Annotated in this window: 25 protein-coding genes; 18 read left to right on the plus strand and 7 right to left on the minus strand. The window is 62.4% G+C overall.

All coding sequences use genetic code 11. From position 1 onward, the window contains the following. Positions 1-294: 294 nt before the first annotated feature. From RKE25_RS22045 to RKE25_RS22060, 4 genes are all read right to left on the minus strand, one after another. A complete protein-coding gene (locus RKE25_RS22045) occupies positions 295-1179 on the minus strand; it encodes a hypothetical protein (RefSeq protein WP_311842546.1) in 885 nt (294 codons plus the stop codon). Between the two features lie 175 nt (positions 1180-1354). Then, complete coding sequence (locus RKE25_RS22050; protein ID WP_311842547.1) at positions 1355-2593, minus strand: AAA family ATPase; 1239 nt, start codon at positions 2591-2593, stop codon at positions 1355-1357. Between the two features lie 179 nt (positions 2594-2772). Continuing rightward, the gene (locus RKE25_RS22055; RefSeq protein ID WP_311842548.1) at positions 2773-3006 is read right to left on the minus strand and encodes a hypothetical protein; all 234 of its coding nucleotides are present in this window, start codon (positions 3004-3006) and stop codon (positions 2773-2775) included. Between the two features lie 179 nt (positions 3007-3185). Continuing rightward, positions 3186-4253: a ParM/StbA family protein gene (locus RKE25_RS22060; RefSeq protein ID WP_311842549.1), complete on the minus strand. Its 1068-nt coding sequence runs from the start codon at positions 4251-4253 to the stop codon at positions 3186-3188. A gap of 603 nt (positions 4254-4856) precedes the next feature. On the opposite strand from RKE25_RS22060, the gene mobI reads away from it, so the two are divergent. The 14 genes from mobI to RKE25_RS22130 all read left to right on the plus strand — a co-directional run bounded on the left by mobI (position 4857) and on the right by RKE25_RS22130 (position 13641). Then, entirely contained in the window at positions 4857-5459 is a 603-nt protein-coding gene (mobI, locus tag RKE25_RS22065) for a conjugative transfer protein MobI(A/C) (protein ID WP_311842550.1), read from the plus strand. A 296-nt stretch (positions 5460-5755) separates the two neighbouring features. Further along, entirely contained in the window at positions 5756-6745 is a 990-nt protein-coding gene (locus tag RKE25_RS22070; RefSeq protein ID WP_311842551.1) for a S49 family peptidase, read from the plus strand. After that, positions 6745-7188: a CFI-box-CTERM domain-containing protein gene (locus RKE25_RS22075; protein ID WP_311842552.1), complete on the plus strand. Its 444-nt coding sequence runs from the start codon at positions 6745-6747 to the stop codon at positions 7186-7188. The genes RKE25_RS22070 and RKE25_RS22075 overlap by 1 nt, the downstream gene beginning before the upstream one ends. A gap of 20 nt (positions 7189-7208) precedes the next feature. Next, positions 7209-7880, plus strand: a complete 672-nt coding sequence (locus tag RKE25_RS22080) for a hypothetical protein (protein ID WP_311842553.1) — start codon at positions 7209-7211, stop codon at positions 7878-7880. 1 nt (position 7881) lies between these two features. After that, positions 7882-8463, plus strand: coding sequence for a hypothetical protein (locus RKE25_RS22085; protein ID WP_311842554.1), 582 nt, complete (start codon positions 7882-7884; stop codon positions 8461-8463). Positions 8464-8681: 218 nt separating this feature from the next. Further along, positions 8682-9311, plus strand: coding sequence for a hypothetical protein (locus RKE25_RS22090; protein ID WP_311842555.1), 630 nt, complete (start codon positions 8682-8684; stop codon positions 9309-9311). A gap of 180 nt (positions 9312-9491) precedes the next feature. Further along, positions 9492-9704 carry a hypothetical protein gene (locus RKE25_RS22095; RefSeq protein WP_311842556.1) on the plus strand — a complete coding sequence of 71 codons (213 nt, stop codon included), beginning with the start codon at positions 9492-9494 and terminating at the stop codon, positions 9702-9704. A gap of 82 nt (positions 9705-9786) precedes the next feature. Beyond that, positions 9787-10194 (plus strand): hypothetical protein, encoded by a 408-nt coding sequence (locus tag RKE25_RS22100; protein ID WP_311842557.1) that lies wholly within the window; start codon positions 9787-9789, stop codon positions 10192-10194. Between the two features lie 15 nt (positions 10195-10209). Further along, positions 10210-10620 (plus strand): hypothetical protein, encoded by a 411-nt coding sequence (locus RKE25_RS22105; protein WP_311842558.1) that lies wholly within the window; start codon positions 10210-10212, stop codon positions 10618-10620. A 100-nt stretch (positions 10621-10720) separates the two neighbouring features. Next, a complete protein-coding gene (locus tag RKE25_RS22110; protein WP_311842559.1) occupies positions 10721-11125 on the plus strand; it encodes a hypothetical protein in 405 nt (134 codons plus the stop codon). Between the two features lie 47 nt (positions 11126-11172). After that, positions 11173-11613 carry a hypothetical protein gene (locus tag RKE25_RS22115; RefSeq protein ID WP_311842560.1) on the plus strand — a complete coding sequence of 147 codons (441 nt, stop codon included), beginning with the start codon at positions 11173-11175 and terminating at the stop codon, positions 11611-11613. 71 nt (positions 11614-11684) lie between these two features. Next, positions 11685-12509 carry a hypothetical protein gene (locus RKE25_RS22120; protein ID WP_311842561.1) on the plus strand — a complete coding sequence of 275 codons (825 nt, stop codon included), beginning with the start codon at positions 11685-11687 and terminating at the stop codon, positions 12507-12509. A gap of 66 nt (positions 12510-12575) precedes the next feature. After that, positions 12576-12890, plus strand: coding sequence for a hypothetical protein (locus RKE25_RS22125; RefSeq protein ID WP_311842562.1), 315 nt, complete (start codon positions 12576-12578; stop codon positions 12888-12890). A 214-nt stretch (positions 12891-13104) separates the two neighbouring features. Further along, complete coding sequence (locus tag RKE25_RS22130) at positions 13105-13641, plus strand: hypothetical protein (RefSeq protein WP_311842563.1); 537 nt, start codon at positions 13105-13107, stop codon at positions 13639-13641. A 343-nt stretch (positions 13642-13984) separates the two neighbouring features. Here the strand turns inward: RKE25_RS22130 and RKE25_RS22135 are convergent, their stop codons facing one another. Then, a complete protein-coding gene (locus RKE25_RS22135) occupies positions 13985-14449 on the minus strand; it encodes a hypothetical protein (RefSeq protein ID WP_311842564.1) in 465 nt (154 codons plus the stop codon). Between the two features lie 99 nt (positions 14450-14548). Continuing rightward, the gene (locus tag RKE25_RS22140) at positions 14549-15037 is read right to left on the minus strand and encodes a hypothetical protein (protein ID WP_311842565.1); all 489 of its coding nucleotides are present in this window, start codon (positions 15035-15037) and stop codon (positions 14549-14551) included. Positions 15038-15703: 666 nt separating this feature from the next. Between RKE25_RS22140 and RKE25_RS22145 the strand changes: the two genes are divergently transcribed. After that, complete coding sequence (locus RKE25_RS22145; protein ID WP_311842566.1) at positions 15704-15955, plus strand: hypothetical protein; 252 nt, start codon at positions 15704-15706, stop codon at positions 15953-15955. A gap of 10 nt (positions 15956-15965) precedes the next feature. Here RKE25_RS22145 and RKE25_RS22150 read toward each other — a convergent pair whose 3' ends face one another. After that, positions 15966-16691, minus strand: a complete 726-nt coding sequence (locus RKE25_RS22150) for an HNH endonuclease (protein WP_311842567.1) — start codon at positions 16689-16691, stop codon at positions 15966-15968. Positions 16692-16789: 98 nt separating this feature from the next. Between RKE25_RS22150 and RKE25_RS22155 the strand changes: the two genes are divergently transcribed. The 3 genes from RKE25_RS22155 to RKE25_RS22165 all read left to right on the plus strand — a co-directional run bounded on the left by RKE25_RS22155 (position 16790) and on the right by RKE25_RS22165 (position 17982). Beyond that, a complete protein-coding gene (locus RKE25_RS22155; protein WP_311842568.1) occupies positions 16790-17068 on the plus strand; it encodes a hypothetical protein in 279 nt (92 codons plus the stop codon). Next, the gene (locus RKE25_RS22160) at positions 17065-17256 is read left to right on the plus strand and encodes a hypothetical protein (protein WP_311842569.1); all 192 of its coding nucleotides are present in this window, start codon (positions 17065-17067) and stop codon (positions 17254-17256) included. Before RKE25_RS22155 ends, RKE25_RS22160 begins: the two co-directional genes overlap by 4 nt. 342 nt (positions 17257-17598) lie before the next feature. Further along, positions 17599-17982, plus strand: coding sequence for a hypothetical protein (locus RKE25_RS22165; RefSeq protein WP_311842570.1), 384 nt, complete (start codon positions 17599-17601; stop codon positions 17980-17982). Positions 17983-18026: the final 44 nt, after the last annotated feature.

Genomic DNA, 18026 nt, shown 5'->3' on the forward strand with positions numbered 1-18026 from the left:
CTACGTCATTTCGATTAGTTCCGTTTGCCTGAGCACAATTGCCTTGGCGCCTTTGCGACTGGGTCGCTTGAGACGAACCTCAACGAGGGTCCTCTCAAACCATCCTTCCAAGTTTTCGGACGTGTCCGAAAACCTCTGCCCGGGGTGCCTTCCCTGGAACTCTTCGGACACGTCCGAAAACTCCTGGTCGTAATGTCCGGCCACTTTTCGGACATGTCCTGAAACTGGCCGGACCCCGCACTTGCGTTCTTCTGTTCGATCGTCTGCTGCGAACTTTACGGACGCGTCCGAAAACTAGATCTGGACCTCGATGCCCGCCTGCTTGGCGGCGGCCTGGACCGCTTTCAGGAACTTCTTTCGCACGTCCTCCGAAAGGTCTTGAGTCCCGAACGAGATTCGGCCGTCCACCACCTCCGCCTTGACCGAAACCTTCTTGGTTGCGGTGGCTGCCGCCGGTGCTTTGGTGTCTCCAAGGGCAACAAGAAACGCTGTGGCCTCGGCGGGGGTCGGAATCGGCGTTTTCTTCTGGAGGAGCTTCAGGCGCTCAATGACGTCCTTCTCTCGGTCCCGGTGAAGGCGAGCCAGCGAGCGAGCCGCACGGAAAGAGATCTTGAGCGGATCAGGGTGGACCTCCAACAGAAGGTCCGGCAAAGAGCCGATCAGCTTGAGCTCCGATAGATGCTGGGTGGTGATCTCCAGTCGCTCAGCAACCTTGTCTGCAGAACCGTAGCCGGCTTCCTTGATCCAACTCACGACCTGGCGACCCAGCTCGATGACCGAAATGTCCTCACGGTCCTCGTTCTCGAAGTGCTGGAACACCATCACTTCGGCATTCGTCGTCTCCTTGGGGAGAATCAACGCACGGAGCAGATAGCCGTCCTGCAGGCAGACGTGCCAGCGACGGTAGCCGTACACGGCCTCGTAGCCGCCGCCTTCCTTTTCGCGAAGCATGACGGGCGTGGTGTTGCCCTTGGTGACGGCCATCTTTGCCTTGAGGCTACGGAAGGCCTCAGAGCGGGTGGCGTCGTAGGCGACCGAAAGACGGTTGTGGAAGGGGCCGTGGACTACCAGCTTGGGGTCGATGTCCTCCCGCATCGGGATGGCCTTGCCCCAGCGCTCCTCGTAGTCCTTCAACTTCTGTTCGAGACCGTCGGCCTGGCCACCGATCAGGTTCGTCATAAAGGAGCCGCGCGGGCGGGCAGGGGACTGGCCGCTACCTTGGGGTTCCGTCCCAGCGCCATCGACCGCGGCGGGTCGTGCTTCCGGGCGGTCAGGCGCGGGCTCTGCGTTCTGGGAGGACGCGAGCCCGGTAGCAAGTACGCTCCCCAAAATGCCCTGGCGGCGCTCTGTTGCTTTACTCATGGTCGTTCTCCACTACTTCTGATTCGCGAACTTGTTCTGCCCATTCACCCTCGATCAGCTTGACGAGGCGGTCCGAGAACTGATCCACCGCGTCACGGGCGCGGCGCAGGGCGCGCGAGTCGACCTCGGCGCCAGTGACTTCGTAGATGGAACGCATCTGGGACAAAGCATTCTCAACGGCGCTGAGCTTTGGAATGCCTTCCTCGACGCGGTAGCGGCCGAACAGATGCCCGGCAAACGTACGCACATCAGCCGCCGCATTCGTGCTCTCCGAGCGCGAGTGCATGAACACAGTGGGACTCCAGCTTTTGCCGAAGCCCTTCAGTCTCGAAATCGCTGAGATCAGGTCGCCGCTCATGCCGCAGAAGTCGACCGTGGCGGAGAAGTCCGGGAAGCTCGGGGGCAGGGGGACAACAAGCGAGTTGGCGGCCCAAAGCACATTCAAGGCAAGGAAGCTGAAGGCCGGCGCTGTGTCGATAACGATGATGTCGTAGTTGTCCTCGATCGCCGCCAGGGCGTCATCGAAAAGACGATAGAACTCAGATGCACCCTCAACCTTCTGCATGAAGGCAGAGGCGATGTGGATGTCCGAGCCCGTCATTTCCAGCGACGCCGGGATGATGTCGAGGCCGTCGATATGGGTCGGCTGAGGCCGCAGACCGATACGATCCTTCTGCTCCTTCGAGACGTTCTCGAACAGGGAGGTAAGGGTCATATCCGGGTCAATGTTCTCGGGTCGGAAACCCATCAGGCGGCTCAGGGTTCCCTGGGGATCGGCGTCCACCAGTAGCGTGCGGTAGCCGCGGAGCGGGAACGCCTGTCCGATGTGAAACGCAACCGTCGTCTTGGTTGCGCCGCCCTTGAAATTGGCTACCGCCATGCGGATGGCACGGCTACCCTTGGGGCGTCGCGGTCGGATGCCGAGCATCTCCTGGATCTTGTGGATCTCCTCCAGGGTGACGCGAGCTTCGGCGGTAGTGGAGACGCCGAACTTGAGCTTCTTTCGAGCTTCGTTCCAGCGGTACTCAGTGATGCGACCGATCTCCATCGCTTCGGTCTTTCGAAACGTCCGGAGCACACGTCGCTCGTTAGGTTCGTTGGTGGCCTCAGCCAACTTCAGCAGCATCTCCTGGCCGACGTCGGCCCAGCGACGGAAGTCTTCCGGGGTGGCCCGAAGGGTGGTCGGCCCCGACTGAACCGGTTCGATGGGGGCATCAATGGACGTAGCCATGGGGGCTCCTAACAGTAGAAATGTTCACGAAATAGCCACAGGGTGCAGATTTTCGGCGAGGCTACACCTACGAAAATGGCATTGGAAGTCAAAAACGAAGGTGATCGGACAAACAAAACCCCTGTTTGTATTCGACCACCTTCTAGACTTCGGGCGCCGTGGCCGAGAAGAGGGGATATTCAGAACTCTTCAATCTGCCCGAGCATGCCGTCCAAGCCGACACCCTGGTCAATCTGGCTACCCGGAACCTCGGGGGAGCGACCGTCCGAATCGGGTTGGGCGGGCAGGGCGATGGCCACCAACCCGCCGGCGGCCAACGAAGCCGGCAAGACAAGCCGCCCCGACTCTTTCCGACCTTCCAGCAGTGCTCCCTGTGCCTCCAGAAGCAGGCCGAGGCGAGCGAGGTATTTCATTCGCTTGCCTCGCGCACGTGCCTTGAAGTTGCCTAGATCACTGAGTAGGTCTTGGTCCGCAACTCCAGTCGGATCCCAGCGGACAATGATGCGAGGCGTGTAACCGTCGGGATCGCGGGTCGACTTGGCCTTCGGCCTCGCACGCTTGCCTTCTGCGCTGGCCAACGTGGAGGCGACCATTAGGCGCGCCTCTGCTGAGCAGCAGCCTGGCCAGCCTGCCGCTCGGCCGACATCGCGGCGCGATGGGCCAGCCACAGATAGCCCTCAGCATTGGCCATCACCGGGTCCGGCGTGGAGATGACCTGCGACGACTTGAACTGAGCTTTTGCGGCCGGCTCGAACAGCTCAGCGCCGCCGCCCGTGAGAATCACGCAGTCGATAACGTCACCCAGGTCGCGCAGGGAGGACAGAATGGCGGCCATCACTTGGCGCGACACGGATGCGGCGGCCTGGTCGATGTAGTTCCGATAGTGGACCGTATGGATGCCCAGCTGCATCGTCCCCTGGCCGTTGCGGAACGCCGCTTCGAGGCGATTGACGCTGAGCTGGGCACCGCCGTGGTTCTCGGAGATCTGGCGAGCTGCCAGCTCCAGGATCCGCCCGGTGGCCTGGGGATTCGTTTGAGCGGTCCCGCCACGCACGGAGCCGCCCTGCATGAGGACCCAGTCGACCGAGTAGAAGCCAGGATCGATGATGAGGATGGTCCGTCCGTCATTTGCGGTGTCCTGATCGTGGAACAGGGACGCGTAGGTGCCCATCGGTTGGGCCAACACGAGGACACGGTCGACCTTGACCCGGCGGTTCTCGCTGATCTGGTGCTCTCCCTTCAGGCGCTCGGAGAGGCGCTGACGAATGACCCTGCTATCCGGACCGTCGAACTGATCACAGGGCAGACCGGTGACGAGGATGCCAATGTGGTCGTAGTCCAAGCGGCTCAGGGCCGCGTAGTAGAGCGCCAGGTACTCCGGCGAGTAGATGTAGCTCGGATCAGCCTGCCGGGTGAAACCCTGCAGGATCTGCGGATCGGTCCCGGCGACCCACGGCAGGCCGTTGATCGTCACGCGCTCGCCGCCGCGCAGGTCGTAGCCGCCACCGAGAGCTTTCGGGGCCTGCTCCAGCGGCGCGGCGCCGATCGGAAGCTTGATCACATCGGGCTCGCTGGCACCGGGGCGAAGGCCCAAGGCCTTCAGATTGCCGTAGCCAATGTCCAGCGCTGCGATAGCGGTGGCGATACTGCACATTTTCATAAACTCTCCTTGGCCGTAAGCCATTGAAATAACGGACGAAAAGCCCGCGAGTCCTCGGTCCTAAGGTTGTGCGGGTGCAGATACGGTCGCATGGGGCATGGGCCGGTCCAAAACACCCCGCGATCTGCACTTACGGAAGCGCCGACCAGCCGCAAATGGCTCAACAGAGCCATTTCTGGGCGATTCGAATCTGCACTTAAGGACTTCGAGCCCGGAAACCCCCGCCTGAGATCGGGGTGTTACGCCCATGGGAAGCGCTCCCGGGGGAAGGGTTTGTGGCCTTGTGGACGGGCAGACAGTCGATCGGCCATTCCCAACTCGACGGCCGGGCGGAACAGGAGCCCCGAAGGCGGCCCGAACGCGAAGGTCGGTAACGACGGGAGTTACACGTCGTTCCCCATATCAATCAGATGGGATTCCGGCGCATTCCCCAGAGGGGTGGGGCAGGGCGACGGGCAGAGCGCGTGCCGGGATCGGCTTTCGCGGCCGTTCCCCATTTCAATGAAGTGGCTTTTAGCCGATTCCCCAGTGCGGGAAACCCCCTGCGATAACGGGGGTGTTTTTTCCTGAGTGGGGAATGCTGCAAATCCCATGATAGATAGAATGACTGGGACAGACACCAAAGAAGCCACACGCCAAATCGCGCTCAACGCGCAGGAGGCACAAAGGGGGCTCGATAGGCTCACTGCCATCGCAGCCGAAATCCAAATCGCCGAGGCAATGCTCGAAGCCGAAGCCGAGTCTCTCGTCGAAGAGTTCCGCAACAGCCGAACTAAGCTCCGCGACGAAGAGAAGCTCCAGCGAGAAGCCGCGACGGAGCCAGCGAAGGGAAGCCTGTACTCACCACTGAACATCAGCGTGCGAGCCCACAAGGGTTCGATGGAGCTGTACTGGTTCACCCAGAACAAGGGGAAGGGTGAGAGGAGTGCCTTCAAGTACATCCCGCAAGGAAGGAGTGGGAGGGGGAGTGGCCACGGCTATCACCTGACCACCTTGCTCGCGCATGCCAGGCCGTATGAGCGGGAGATCGTCCGTGAGGCCGAAAGGGAGGCGACCTCCATCCGCCACCGCCGAGCCGAGCTGCTCGAGATCCGTCGATCCGTGCAGCGCCTGATCCGCCGCTATGAGGAGCGGATTCAAGGTGTGCCTGAGGCGGTGCCTGCCGACGACGCGCCCGGGTTAGTACCCATGCCCGAGGCGCGATAAATCTGAACACGACCCCCGCAGGAGGCGGGCGAGGAACAGGAATGGAAGCCACTCAGCTCATCCCGGGGATCGGCCCCGCGGCGCACGGCAAGCACCTTCAGCTCTGGACGACAGTGCATGCATACCTCGGGCATCGAGTTCCGATTGCTGCCCTGGTGCGTAGCCCCTGGCGGTGCTTGATGGCGGCGCAGGCCATGGGCCCGAATCCGATCCCGACCAACAGCCAAGGCTTGCGCCTTGTCCACTCCCGATAACAGTAGTCCGTGGAACAAATGTTTCACGCAATGGAGAATGCAGTGAGCGAACAGAACGAACAGCGGCACGAGAAGCCGGATGGGACCTGGCAGGGGGCGATCATTGAGGTTGCTGCGCAGGCTGCCCAGCACTTTGCCCACCAAGAGCAGCGCGAGAAGCACGAAGCGACTTGGCGGAAAGTCCGCCGAGCCATCTTCATGGGACTAGCGGTCGGTGGGTTCCTGACCTACTGGATGTTCGTACGGTCTCTGGCGGGCAGTGGGGTGGAAGGTGATCCGACGACCGACGCCGTCGCGCTCATTCCGGTTCAGGGCGAGATTGCCAACAGCACCCGCGCCTCGGCAGACAAGGTTTTGGCGATGCTGGATCGGGCCTGCGACAACAAGAAGGTGAAGTACATCGTGCTCGACATCGACTCGCCGGGCGGTTCGCCGACTGAGGCGGAGCGGATGGTCTCGGGTCTGAACCAGTGCAGGGCGAAGTCGGGCAAGCCGATCTACTCGATCATCGGTCAGATCGGTGCCTCGGCGTCGTACATGGTCGCGGTGCACACCGACCGGATTTACGCTGGCCGGTATTCCGTGGTCGGTTCGATCGGGGCGATCATGCGGTACATCGACGCGAGCGAGGCCGCTTCCAAGCTTGGCCTCACGGAGCACGTCTTTCGCTCCGGCGCTCTGAAGGGAGGCGTGTCGCCTTGGTCGAAGACCTCGCCGGAGGACGCGGCCCTCAACACCGAGTTGGTGCGCCAGATGGGGCAGGGCTTCGTCGATGACGTCATTGCTACCCGTGGTCAGCGACTGCACGCGACGCGGGACGTGATCTCGTCAGGTCGCATTTGGACTTCGGCTGAAGCTTTGGACATGGGGCTGATCGACGGCGTGGCCGTGCTCGAGGATCTGAAGGCCACCCAGTTCAAGGGGCTGAAGATCACCAAGTACGACAGTCGGGCTCCGGTGTCTCGTTACCTGGGTCTGGATGAGACCTTCCATTCGATCCTCTCCGACGCGCTCCAGCCGAGGTTTCAGTAATGAAGCCGCGCTCGCCTGAGGCCGGGGAGTACCTCGCCGCAACCAAGCTGGCTTCGATGGCCTTCTGCGAGGTTCGCCTCCTGAAGGAGCGCGAGCTTGGGGTTCGCGAGACGGCTGAGCAGGCCGACGCGAAGCGGGGAGGGGATCACGAGCACGCCCGCTTCCACGCGGTGGTGAGCCAGTCCCACAACTCCCAGCCGCAGGGGCGCGACACCCGTTGCTTCATCGCGAGCGCCGTGTACGGGGTCAGCGATCCACGTACGGACGAGCTGCGTGCCTGGCGCGATTCGACGCTGCTCCCGAGCACCTTTGGACGGGTGTGCGTTCGTACCTACCATGCAATCAGCCCGTTCGTGGCCAGCGCGCTGGACCGCTGGCCGTTGTTGAAGCCGCCCGTGAGTCGGGTGTTGGACTGGGTCCGCCAAGGATTGGCGGGGAAGTAACCACAGTGGAGAAAGCCGTGATGGATCACGTAAGCACTACCAACCAGCAGGCCAGCATGATTGTCCCCGTGACGTCCTCGCTCGACCTGGCCCTGTTCGAAGAGCAGGACCGCGCCGAGCGTCACTACCGCCAGATCTACGCGATCCTTCAGGACGGTGAGTCTTGGGATGGCGAGCGCACGCTCAACGCGACCGCCCGCGCCGAGGCCTATGTCGAGTCGGCAGGGGACCAGGCTCGCCAGATCGTGCGTGACCTTGGTGAGCAGATTCGCCAGCAGCAGTACCGAGCGACGTCTCATCAGAACCAGGTGGCGTCGCGCCTGCATGGACTGACCCTCCTGGAGGAGGTGCGGGAGAAGGGCGACCGAATCCTTGCTGTGCACACGAACGTTGCCTTGGCCGGACGAGCGATCACGGACTTCGCGCTTGTCGCGGCTTGGCAGGTCAATGCCCTGATCGGCGATTCGCGAGAGACCTGTCTGTATCGCACTGCGGTCTGGCTCCACGCGTACCTGCAGGAGCGTCGTGGCCTGTGGCTGGACCGTCTGCGCCGGATCACCGGCATCACGGACGATGCGTCGCTTGAGGACCTGACGGTCAAGTGGACGTCACCTCACTTCCAGCGGTCGGAGTGGGTGATCGGTGGACTGCCGTCCGGTTACGACGCAGACCCTGAGCTGCTGAGCGACTGACATGATCGGGACGCTCTTCCTCTTCCTACTTCTCGGCCTCTATCTCGCCTACCTCAAGTTCGCGAAGAAGGAGGGCGCCAGGGGTGACACCCAGGCGGCTTATGACCGGGTGGAGCGTTCGGCCATGCCGCCGGAGATCGCTGAGGGCAGGCTGATCCTTTCGGAGGAGTACTTCCGGACCGAGCACCCCAGGCGACTGGGGGCTCGCTTCGACCAGGTCTTCGTCGGAACGGACGGTCTGCTGTATCCCGTCGACACCAAGAGGCGGAAGCGGCGGCAGGTGTACGCGTACGACCAGGTCGAACTGTCCGCACAAGGCGCAGTACTGCGTCACGGACGGATTGGCGTCGCCAAAGGACACGCCGTCGCGCCGTTCGGCTTCATTCGACTGGTCGTGAACGGCAAGCCGGAGTACCAGCGTGTCCCGCTGCTCAGTGACGACGAGCTGGCCCACCTGCACGACCGCTACTACGCCCTCCACGCCGGCAAGGTCGAACCGAACCCGGCGGAGCGGACGGGGGCCTGCGTGAAATGTGCCTACCTGTCCGCCTGCCCAACTGGCCGGGCACGCCTCACCCACTGATGGATTCTTCGATCGTCCCGTCCGGACTCGCGTTGCTGGCACTCGTCGCCGGCACCCTTGTGACCTTGTCGCCTCTGGCACTTCCTCTGGCCATCCTTGCCAAGTCCACACGCGACATCGCCCGAGCGGTTCGCCGTCGCCGTGCCCGTCCGGCACCGACACACTGATTCTTCCCCTGGACACCTTCTTTCATCGGCCCTGGGCCGTGGACTGCCCGCATGCCGATCGTCACCACCGGCTTTCACTTGTTCCTTGCTTACGTCCTCTACCGACTCGCGCGGAGGGTCACTCGGAATCCTCGGGCCTCGGTGATTATCAGGGGACTGAGACCGCGACACTTCGGCAGGGCGGCGGCGTTGATCGTGCCGGTCGCTGTCTGTGCCGGACTCTTGCTCCACTACGTTCCCCTCTTGCAGTGGGGATGGTGGCGTGTCCTGACGGGACGAGAGAACGAGGGCTTGATGCCTTCCGGCGATGCGCGTCGCGCAGAGGTGCTGCCCCTTGTCCTCTCTCTCGTCGTCCTCTCAATCTTCGTCTTGTGTGCCCCGATGCTGGCCCACTGGGAGGAGCAGCAATACAGGCGTCGCAGTGAACTTCAGTCCGGTGCCGACCGCTTTCTCCGTCAGCTCCGTTTCGGCCTGGCACACCTGGTCATGGGTATTCCCGTCGGGTTTGCGCTTGCCCTGACGGTCGCGGGCCTTGGGTTCATGCGGGCATATCTCGTCGGCGGCGGACGGGCGGGTCACCGGGGTAAGGGAGTGCTTGAAGCCACTCGTACCCACCTGGCCTACAACTGGCTGGCCGCCGGCGTGGCTATCGCGGTCCTCCTCTCATCCCTTCTCTGGTAACCCGCTCGTCTCCCCTTGAGAAGCCGGGGTGAACTCCGGTCGTCACCAGACCGCCTCCATTTCTCGCGTTCACTGCCGATAGCGCTGGGGTACATCCGCCGCGGCGGGCCGATCCCATTCGGGACTGACGGCGCCGTCGACGCGGCATCGAGCAGCTGGACGAGGATGGGACGTCACGCCATGAACCAACCGAACACACGCGGGCCGGGTGCGGTCCTCTCCCGACTCTATGTTCTCTCTCTATTCTTCATCGCCGGGTCGATGGTCCTGGCCGGGCTGAAGGGACTGGGAGTGGCGTGGGTGCCGGCGTTCCCATGGACGGTGTCCATTTTCGCGGGGCTGGGCGTCATGCTCGCCCTTCGCTTGGCGCTGCTCTTCGTGCCGGGTCGCTGACGCCGGCTATCGATCATCGTTGGATTAGGACGGGTCCGCTGCGCGCCGTAGGGTGGGGCGGACCGACAAGGAGATTTGAGGCATGTGGATCAGGGAACCGAGCGGGATCACGTCGCAACCGGACGAGCGCTTCTTCACCGGTGACGGTGCGACGCTGATTGAGTTCCAGCGACTCCGTGTGGAAGCCGCCCTTCAGCTGGCCGCCGCCATACCGGCACAGGAAGCCATCGCCGAGGCCTGCGAGTTCGTCAAGGAACAGGCCGGGATCACCCTCTCGTCTGACCAACTTCTGGCGATCTACTCCCTTTACCCCTATGAGCGCGGCCGCTTGGCGGATGGCCAGTGGGGCGACACCGACGTGCGGGACGATGCGCTCGACGTGGTGGCGCACTTCTTCCTGCAATCACGCTGGCCGATGGGTAAGGACAACGTCGACATCGATGTCTTTGTGACTCGCCTTCAGCGCGTCGCGGCCATGTTCGGCTACTAGCCTGGAATGCGAACGATGCCCGGACAGGTGATCGAAGGCGTGGGCCAGCGGCATGCGCGAGTCCACGCGGACGATGGTCACTGCAGCTTGCAGGACGCCCTTGCGCTGGAGCAGGCCAGGCGGGCCGCGCTGTGGCTGACGGTGAACAAGGATGAACTGACGCTTGGTCGCGAGCCGACCATTCGACTTGCGCCAGATATGAGCCTGGCTGAACTGGAAGAGTTCGGCCGTGCAGGCTGCGCGGTAAAAGTTGCGTCCGAGAACTTCGGAGAGCTCTGGTGGTGCGATCCGGAGGGCCGCCGCACTGAGCTGCAGGAGTTCTTGCTCTGGGCACGCGGCCACCGTCGGCCCGTGACCGTGTCACTGAGGTTCGCGCGACCCAGCGAACTCGGGCCAGACCAGCGTCAACCGTTGAATGTGGATTGAGTAGAGGAGCAGGAAATGGAAGGAATCGAGAACGGTACCTCCACGGCTTTAGAGGGGCGTCGCAGCATGATGTTGCTGCCGGAAAGGAAGGAGTCCGGACATGTCCAGGCGTAACGACAATGACAGTGCGTTGGAAGGCTTCGTCCTCGGCGTGTTCGGAATCGCCGCGATCGGCTACCTCTTTACCGTCCCGTTCCGCGCCGCCAAGCGTTGGGGTCTGAAGGGACTGCTGCTTTTCTCCAGCGTGCTCGCAACGGTCGCGTTCTGGTCGGTGCAGCTGGTGGATACGCCTGTCGATCTCGTGAGCCCGGACATTGCCCGGGCTGCGCCCACCAAATTGGGAGACGCGGTCGACCTGTTCTTCGCCGGCCTCAAGGATTTTCACTGGGGTTGGCTTCTCGGCGGACTATATTTGTTGACCGTGGTGGTCTTCCTCGTTGGAAGCAGGGCTCGCCCATACCACAGCACTGGCAAGACAACTGACGACCGCACCGCCGAAGGGTGACACGAGCTGTCATTAGGAATGTGGTCTTCAAAGAACAGGGAAAGGTGATGCGTTTGAAGTTGATCGCTTGGGTGCTATTCGCGGCGGGCGCCGTGGGAATGGGTGCCATCGCCTACCACCAGGATCGGCCGACTTACACGTTCGACAACCTCGACGACTGGGTGCACGGAGCGCTGATCGGTAAGCGGGCCTTCGATCAGGGCCTCCCCGTGAAAATCGCTGCGCTAAACGACGGCGCGGCGAGCGTCGACTTCGGCGACCTGGACCAGACGAGATGCCGAGCGGCGCTCAAAGTGTGGACGGACCAGCCGTCCCGGGTCGACGCGGTACAAGTGGATGGATTGGGCAAGCGCACTCCGATCGCATCGGCAGGGGACATGTGTCGCTCGAAGACGAACCGGGTCACCCTCCACCTGACGCGCGAAGAGTTCGCGAAGGTGCAGGCCCGCGACATCATCACCCACGAGATGGCTGAGGCGAGTAAGTGAGCCCGTCCCCATTGCGACTGGCCGTAGAAGGCATCCGATGGATCGACCGCGCAGTACCGGTGAGTACAGTGGTGCCGAAGCTTCACGACATGATCCTTGGAGGCATCTTGGTGATTCCAATCGTGTGGATCGTCTTGTGCGTCGTTGACCGTACGGCAACGACTCGGAAGGTCGAGGTGTTCCAAACGTGGGTCATGAGGGCCGCACGTCGAGACGATCGCACCTACCGGCTCCGTCTCGGACTGGCCGTCTTTGGACTCGTGTCCCTCTTTTCCCTGACTGTCCATGGCGTCAAGGGCATCGCCAACACCGACGACCTGATCCTGGCGGTAGCGTTCGCGGCCACTGCGATTCTGACCATGATCCTCACGTTCTTCATTCGCCAGTATCCAGCACTGCGCCTTGGCAACCGCGTGATCTCCCTTCGCAACGACGGTGGTGGGAACTGGAGCTTGCATGTGCGTCGAGCTGGTCCGTGGGGGTTCGTGATCAAGCGGATGCCCAAGCGCGCAAACAGCATCCGCACGGTCCACGCCGGCATGCAGGCCATGGAGCCCGTGCTTCTCTGCGCAGGGATTCATTCGATCTGGGCGACCACGCCCGATGCGTCGAAGCCGCCGCCGGCGCGAAAGGGACGCGAAGAAGAAGGGACGCCGGCGAACGGGATCCGGAAGAGCGATGTTGCAACCTATCGCGCCAAAACGGTTGCTTGGTGGTCGGGACGAATGCCGGCGTGGGACGTTTACACGCCGCGACCGAAACGGTGGAGCCTCTGGGCGTCCTTCTGGTTTGCCTTGGCCAGGGCTAAGTGTCCCCGGCGGCGCGTTGTTGAGCGGGGAGTCGCATTTCGCCTGAAGGCCGATAGCGCGCCAGTTTGTGAGCAGGCTTCGGTCTAACTTCGGACTGTCAGGCGTCCAGGTAGCGTGGCTGGAGATCTCATCTGATGCTGCCGAGGTAATGAAATGGGTTGGAACGCCGGATACAGGATTTTCGAGGCAACCGTCATTGGTGCTTACGATCTCGGAAAGCTCGACAAGGACATGCTCTCTGTCCTGATGCGACCGTACAGTGGCTCAGACATCGACAGCGGTGGAAGCTGCGACCTCCTTTCCAAAGACGGAAAGGGCGTTGAAGAAATCGTCATCGAGACGTGGGGCTTGGAAGTGCCAACCAAGCCTGAAAGCGCGTACGACGACGACCCTGACGCATGGGACGATTACCAAGAGAAGGTCTATGACCTGATGCGTAGCGTCACCACACATTTCAACTGGCAATGACGATCTGACGATGCCAGTGCCATGCGTGGTGTAAGCTGAGCCACGGTTGTGTGTCGCGTCGCGACGGACAACTGGTCCACTGCCAGAGCCCGTTCGGCAACAAGCCGAGCGGGCTTTTTTGGTTCTTGTAATGGAAAAGCGCGCAAAAGTGACGCGAAGTTTACGTCGAGCACATGGGCGCCAAAGTGGAAGTCTCTCCACTGGGACGACCACCATGACCGACAAGGCCCCCGTCATCACGTTCAAGAACCTCTCCGAGCATCGCGGCATGTCGGAGGAAACGATCTGCTACGAGGCGACGCTGCTCGTTGACGGTGTGCGTGCGGCGCGCGTCGAAAACAGCGGCAAGGGCGGCATGACGAGCATCTGGCCTGTCGATAACTCGGACAAGGTCAAGGCGCTGCTGCAGCGCGCGAAGGCCTTCGCGCTGACCCAGACGTGGGACTACGACGGTAAGCATGAGCCCTACGGCGATCTGGAGTCCTATATCGACGCGCTCGCGGCTGATGAGCTGAGCCGCAAGGATTTGGTGCGTCGATTCGGTCGCCAGATCAAGGATAAGGTCCTCGTCCTGATCGGTGGCGACATCTACACCTTCAAGTGCGCTTTCAACGACACGAACTGTGCTGCCATCAAGCGAAAGCACGGCGATAATGTGAAGATCCTCAACGCCATGCCGCGCGACGAAGCCATCAAGCTGTTCGTGGACACCGTGACGGCCGCGTCCAAGCGCGCCGCAGCACGAGCCTGACCGCTCGGCACCGTCAAAAGGAGTTCAAGGATGGCCGATGGTCGACAGAACCCACGCCGCCTCAGGGTCGCGCCACCGCCTGGCGGGCGCCGTCCTTCGGATTGGCGTGGCAGGGATATTGAAACGGCGGTGATACTTCACCTCAGCGGTGATTCCGTGCCCGTCGGGACTCTGGGCACGGTCATCTGCGGGAGCCACGGCGGATCCGGACTGACGATCCGCCTGGCCACGGGCGTCACCTGCGGCGGCATTACCCATGAGCACATAAGGCTCGCGCCCGCTCAGCGACGTGGAGCACTCTCGACCGACTGAGTAGCAGACGGAGTGCTCGGCGGGGCGCCGGTTAGCGCACTGCTGTCCGGCGTTTTGGCACGAGAGCAACGAGAAAGTACTTCCCGCGCGGGTAGGTCTGTCGAAAGCCTGCCTCGCGGGGCTTCCTATCCATGTTGTGCCACGGGTCCATCCATCCGCTCGGAGTCTTGAGCATGTAGTGGTGGGAGTCGCGGCTAGCGTCCTTGTCTCCGATGCACACAATGGTGCCGTTGGGGTACGAGGCGAGATCTCGCTCCTGCCAGTCTGCGACCACGTACTTTCCGTAGGTTTGCAGTGCAAGCGCAATGTCGTGCAGCTCCAGACCCTTGGGCTGGACATTGATCCCTGCCCCTTTTGTCGTCTCCAGACGTTCTTTCGCCTCCGCGTAGGGTGTACCTGTCAGCGACGCGACACACGCAACGCCGCATCCCCACTCATCGACGTTCTGGGATACCAAGCCGTACCGTTTGGCGGGTTTAGGGAGTCCGTTGTTCATGGTTGCGGATTCCGGTCTGACTGAAAACCAATTCCGGCGACCATTGAACGCCCCGCTGGTGCTGACCACGGGTGTCAGGGGCAGGCCACAGTGACTTGCTCAGGGGCGTGGCTTTGCCTTAGAGGATGGTCGCGGATTCTTCTTTGAGGCCGGACGAAGTTGCAGTGGAGGGGTGACGGTATTAGCCGACTCTTCCTTCATCTGTGCCAAGCAACGTTTGGCCCGCAAAATAAGTCGATCCATGCGCTCCATACGCCGCTTCTGCAAGAGCTTGTACCAGAGCGTCGCAACGGATAGGACGATCAGCTCATTATAAAAAAAGCCTAGGGACCACCAATTCGTCAGCAAGGAAATGAGGCTATAAAGAGCCGTAGCCATTCCCCAGAGCGAGACAGGAGCCACTACCGGATAGGCGTATTTGTCGGGCGTGGTCGGAAACCATCGGTAGGCCTTTCTGACGTCTTCGCCAAGGAGCCGGATGACCTGGGTACCGCGTGGTCCTGTGACGAGACTTTCGAGGAAATCCCGCACCTCATTCCCGCTAAACCAGATGGAGTTGCCGTACTCACCCCAGACCTGCAGGAGCATTTCGAGGTCTTGCTCAATTGAGCCTCGACGCAATCGCGTCTCGCGCTGGGCCGCAGCAATTTCGTCTGAGCGACTATCGTATTCAGCACGGGCTCGCGCTCTTTTTCCCTCTCTCCCTCCCTTGCAAGCGTCCGCAGGTATCCCTCCTGCAATCCCTGGTGATATGCCTCGGAATCCCCGCTAAAGATTCTTCCCAAAAGTGTCGGCCCGCCGTTTTCGCCGTCGCGCGCTCCCGTCCGCCGGTCCCAGCCCCTGTCACCCATATCAGCCTCTCGCCCTGTCTTCCTCAGCCGAAATGCTAGCGTCCTCCCGCTGGAAACGCATCAAGATCCGTTCTACGCCGGTAGTGGATTTGCCATGGTCGAACCTAGGGTTGGCTTACCGGCATGGAATGCGGAGCGCGGACGTCGACGGTCCGTTGTCAGGAAATTCCGAGCGTGCTATCAGGCAATGAGCCTAACGCCACCCGGTCAGCACCAGCGGTGAGTTCAGGTCAAACCGGCATTGGTATTCAGTCAGACCGGAATCCGCACATGGTTGTCCATACGTCGATAGCGGACCCCAAGTATATGCAGCCGGGATGATGCGCCACGCAGAACTGCCCATGACTTTGCCAGCGAGCGCTGGCCGGGAGTATCGCGACATCAGCAACGGCGGAGCCATCGGATGTCGGACAAAGAGCAGTTCATCGTGTGCGAGGTCATTCTGCAGGTCGAGAACGAAGGCGCACTGCGTGCAGAGGCCTGCAATGCTGCCCGCGGCCACGGCCTGCCGCTTGACCAGGCCCAGGCCTACCTCGACCCGAACAAGCAGACCCTAGCGCAGTGCGCCCTGGTGCTGTTGGCCCCGCGGCATGCACCGGGTGGCACTGACGTGGTCGGCGTGCAGTGCGAGCTGGTCGACGAACTGTTCGCGTAGTTGGGAGCGGCTAGTGTCCCGAGGGAGGCCGGCTTGTCCGGCCTTTTTCTTTTGCGCGCGTGGCTTTCCACCGGCGAACAGAAGCCCTGATGGCGCGGACTCGTTCCAGCTGCTCGGCGTTGAGTCGTCGAGCGATCCGTCGGCAGAAGACCGCCGCAGTCTCAAACCCGTTCTTGTCCAGATTGCACGCTCGGCAGGCGAGCACGATGTTGTCCACATCGTGCGTTCCACCCTTGACCAGCGGGGTCATGTGATCGCGGTGTACCTGGTCGCTCACGCCGTGCGTTGCCAGCGGATCGCCGCAGTAGTAGCAACAGGCGTTCTGCGCTTGCATCAGCGGTGCGACATGCCTCGCAGTGAAAGGATCCTCCGCGCTGCGCTCGGCGATCGCACGTTTCTTCTGGCGGATGCGTACGTTCTCCTTCCACATGCGTCGGGACATGGCCATGTGATCGGACCACGGCATCTGCAGCGCGTGGATACCGGGCTCCAGCTGGCAGTGCGCATGCGCTTCCAGCGACAGGGCGGCCCTCCCACAGGAGCGGCACGTCGAAACCCGCAAGAGGTCGTCAAGCACGGCGATGCTCAAGGCCGACGGGTCGCCGGGTGCAACGGTGAGCAGCTGGAAGTGAAGCATTCCTCGCGTGCCCATCGACTTGGGATCCATCGCATAGGCGCTCACGGGTACGCGGACGATCACAAGAACCTCTCTGGCGGGAGTGGTCAGCTCGGCCAAGTGTAGAACCAGCGCCATCTTTGCCGCGCGCCGCCCGGCCGGAGCGTAAGGGTTCGCCCCTGGGACGCGAGGATGACGGGATGAATGCGGAAAGGCTGATGGAAGTGGCGCTGCGCCAGGCGCGCAAGCACGCCGCGACCGTGCTGAGGGCTCAGGAGAACCGGATGGCGCCGGAGTGGGGGATCAACACGCCCCTGCGTCGTCTTCAGGCCATGAGCCGCGTGCTGCAGGAGCGGATTGATTCGGCGGCGGACAAGGGTCTGGCGAGCGTGGTGTTCTGGCATGGCAAGTGGCTGTGCCTTGCGGCCGCGCGCGCGTGCCTTGCGATCCTGGAGGACAGGATGGGCGAGCTGGTGCCCTTGGGAGCTGCCGCATGACGACGGCACCTCGAAAGGCGTTTGCCTTCGGGCACAACGGACGCCGCCAGGTGATCGAGCCGCGCAGCGATGAGGCCGGAGACTACTGGGTCGTTGTTGCTCGCGAGGTTGGCGACGTCCGCCTCGGCGACACGAAGACGGGAGCGAAGCGCCGGCTGATCGCCATGCTCGATGAGCGCTCTGCATGAGCCCCGGCTTGGATTCATTTGCCCTGGCCGTCTGCATCGGATGTGGCTGCCACGATCTGCGAGCTTGCTGTAACGAGGACTCGGGACAGCCGTGCGCGTGGCTCCGCCTCGACAGGACCGCAGCGGCGGGGGTCTGCAGCGAATGCTCGCACGTGGTCGCGCGTTGGGACACGGGGGAGCGGCGGCGCCAAGGCCATGGTTAGCTGGCGGCAGGCGAACGGCGAGAAAAACCCCATGGTCCAACGATGGCCTTTCGCCGCTCGGCTGGTTGGGGACCGAGCGAAAGTGGGGGAGGCGAGCGCAGTGGTTGTCGCCGATACCAATTCTTGAGCGGAGCAAAAGATGAAGAAACACACACTGGGTGCGATCTTGGCTATTAGCCTCGTCGCCAGCGGACTGGTTAGCGCCCAGGCTGCGTGGGATGGCTACGTCGAGGTGCCGGCAAAGGCTTCCGAGCCTCACCGCTGGTACACGTGCCGCAAGGGCGAGACCTTCCCGGGCAATGCGTCTTCAGGCGCGCCCAAGTGCGTCAAGGCCGGTGCGGTAGACACCTACCAGGGCGATGCAGTCCCGATGAGTCTGCAGGAGATGCTCGACGAGCACTTCCGCGCACCCGCTGGCTACAAGGCAGTCGCGGTGGGTCCCTTGCCGGTCATGGTTCCGCGCTTTGGCGTAAAGGACGGTGCCGTCTACATCGCATATCGACTTGAGCGATCAGGCTTCTGACCTTTGGGTCGGTACCGTTCGGGGCATGGGAATTCAAGAACGCC

The organism is Dyella sp. BiH032 (assembly GCF_031954525.1).
GTDB lineage: Bacteria > Pseudomonadota > Gammaproteobacteria > Xanthomonadales > Rhodanobacteraceae > Dyella_D.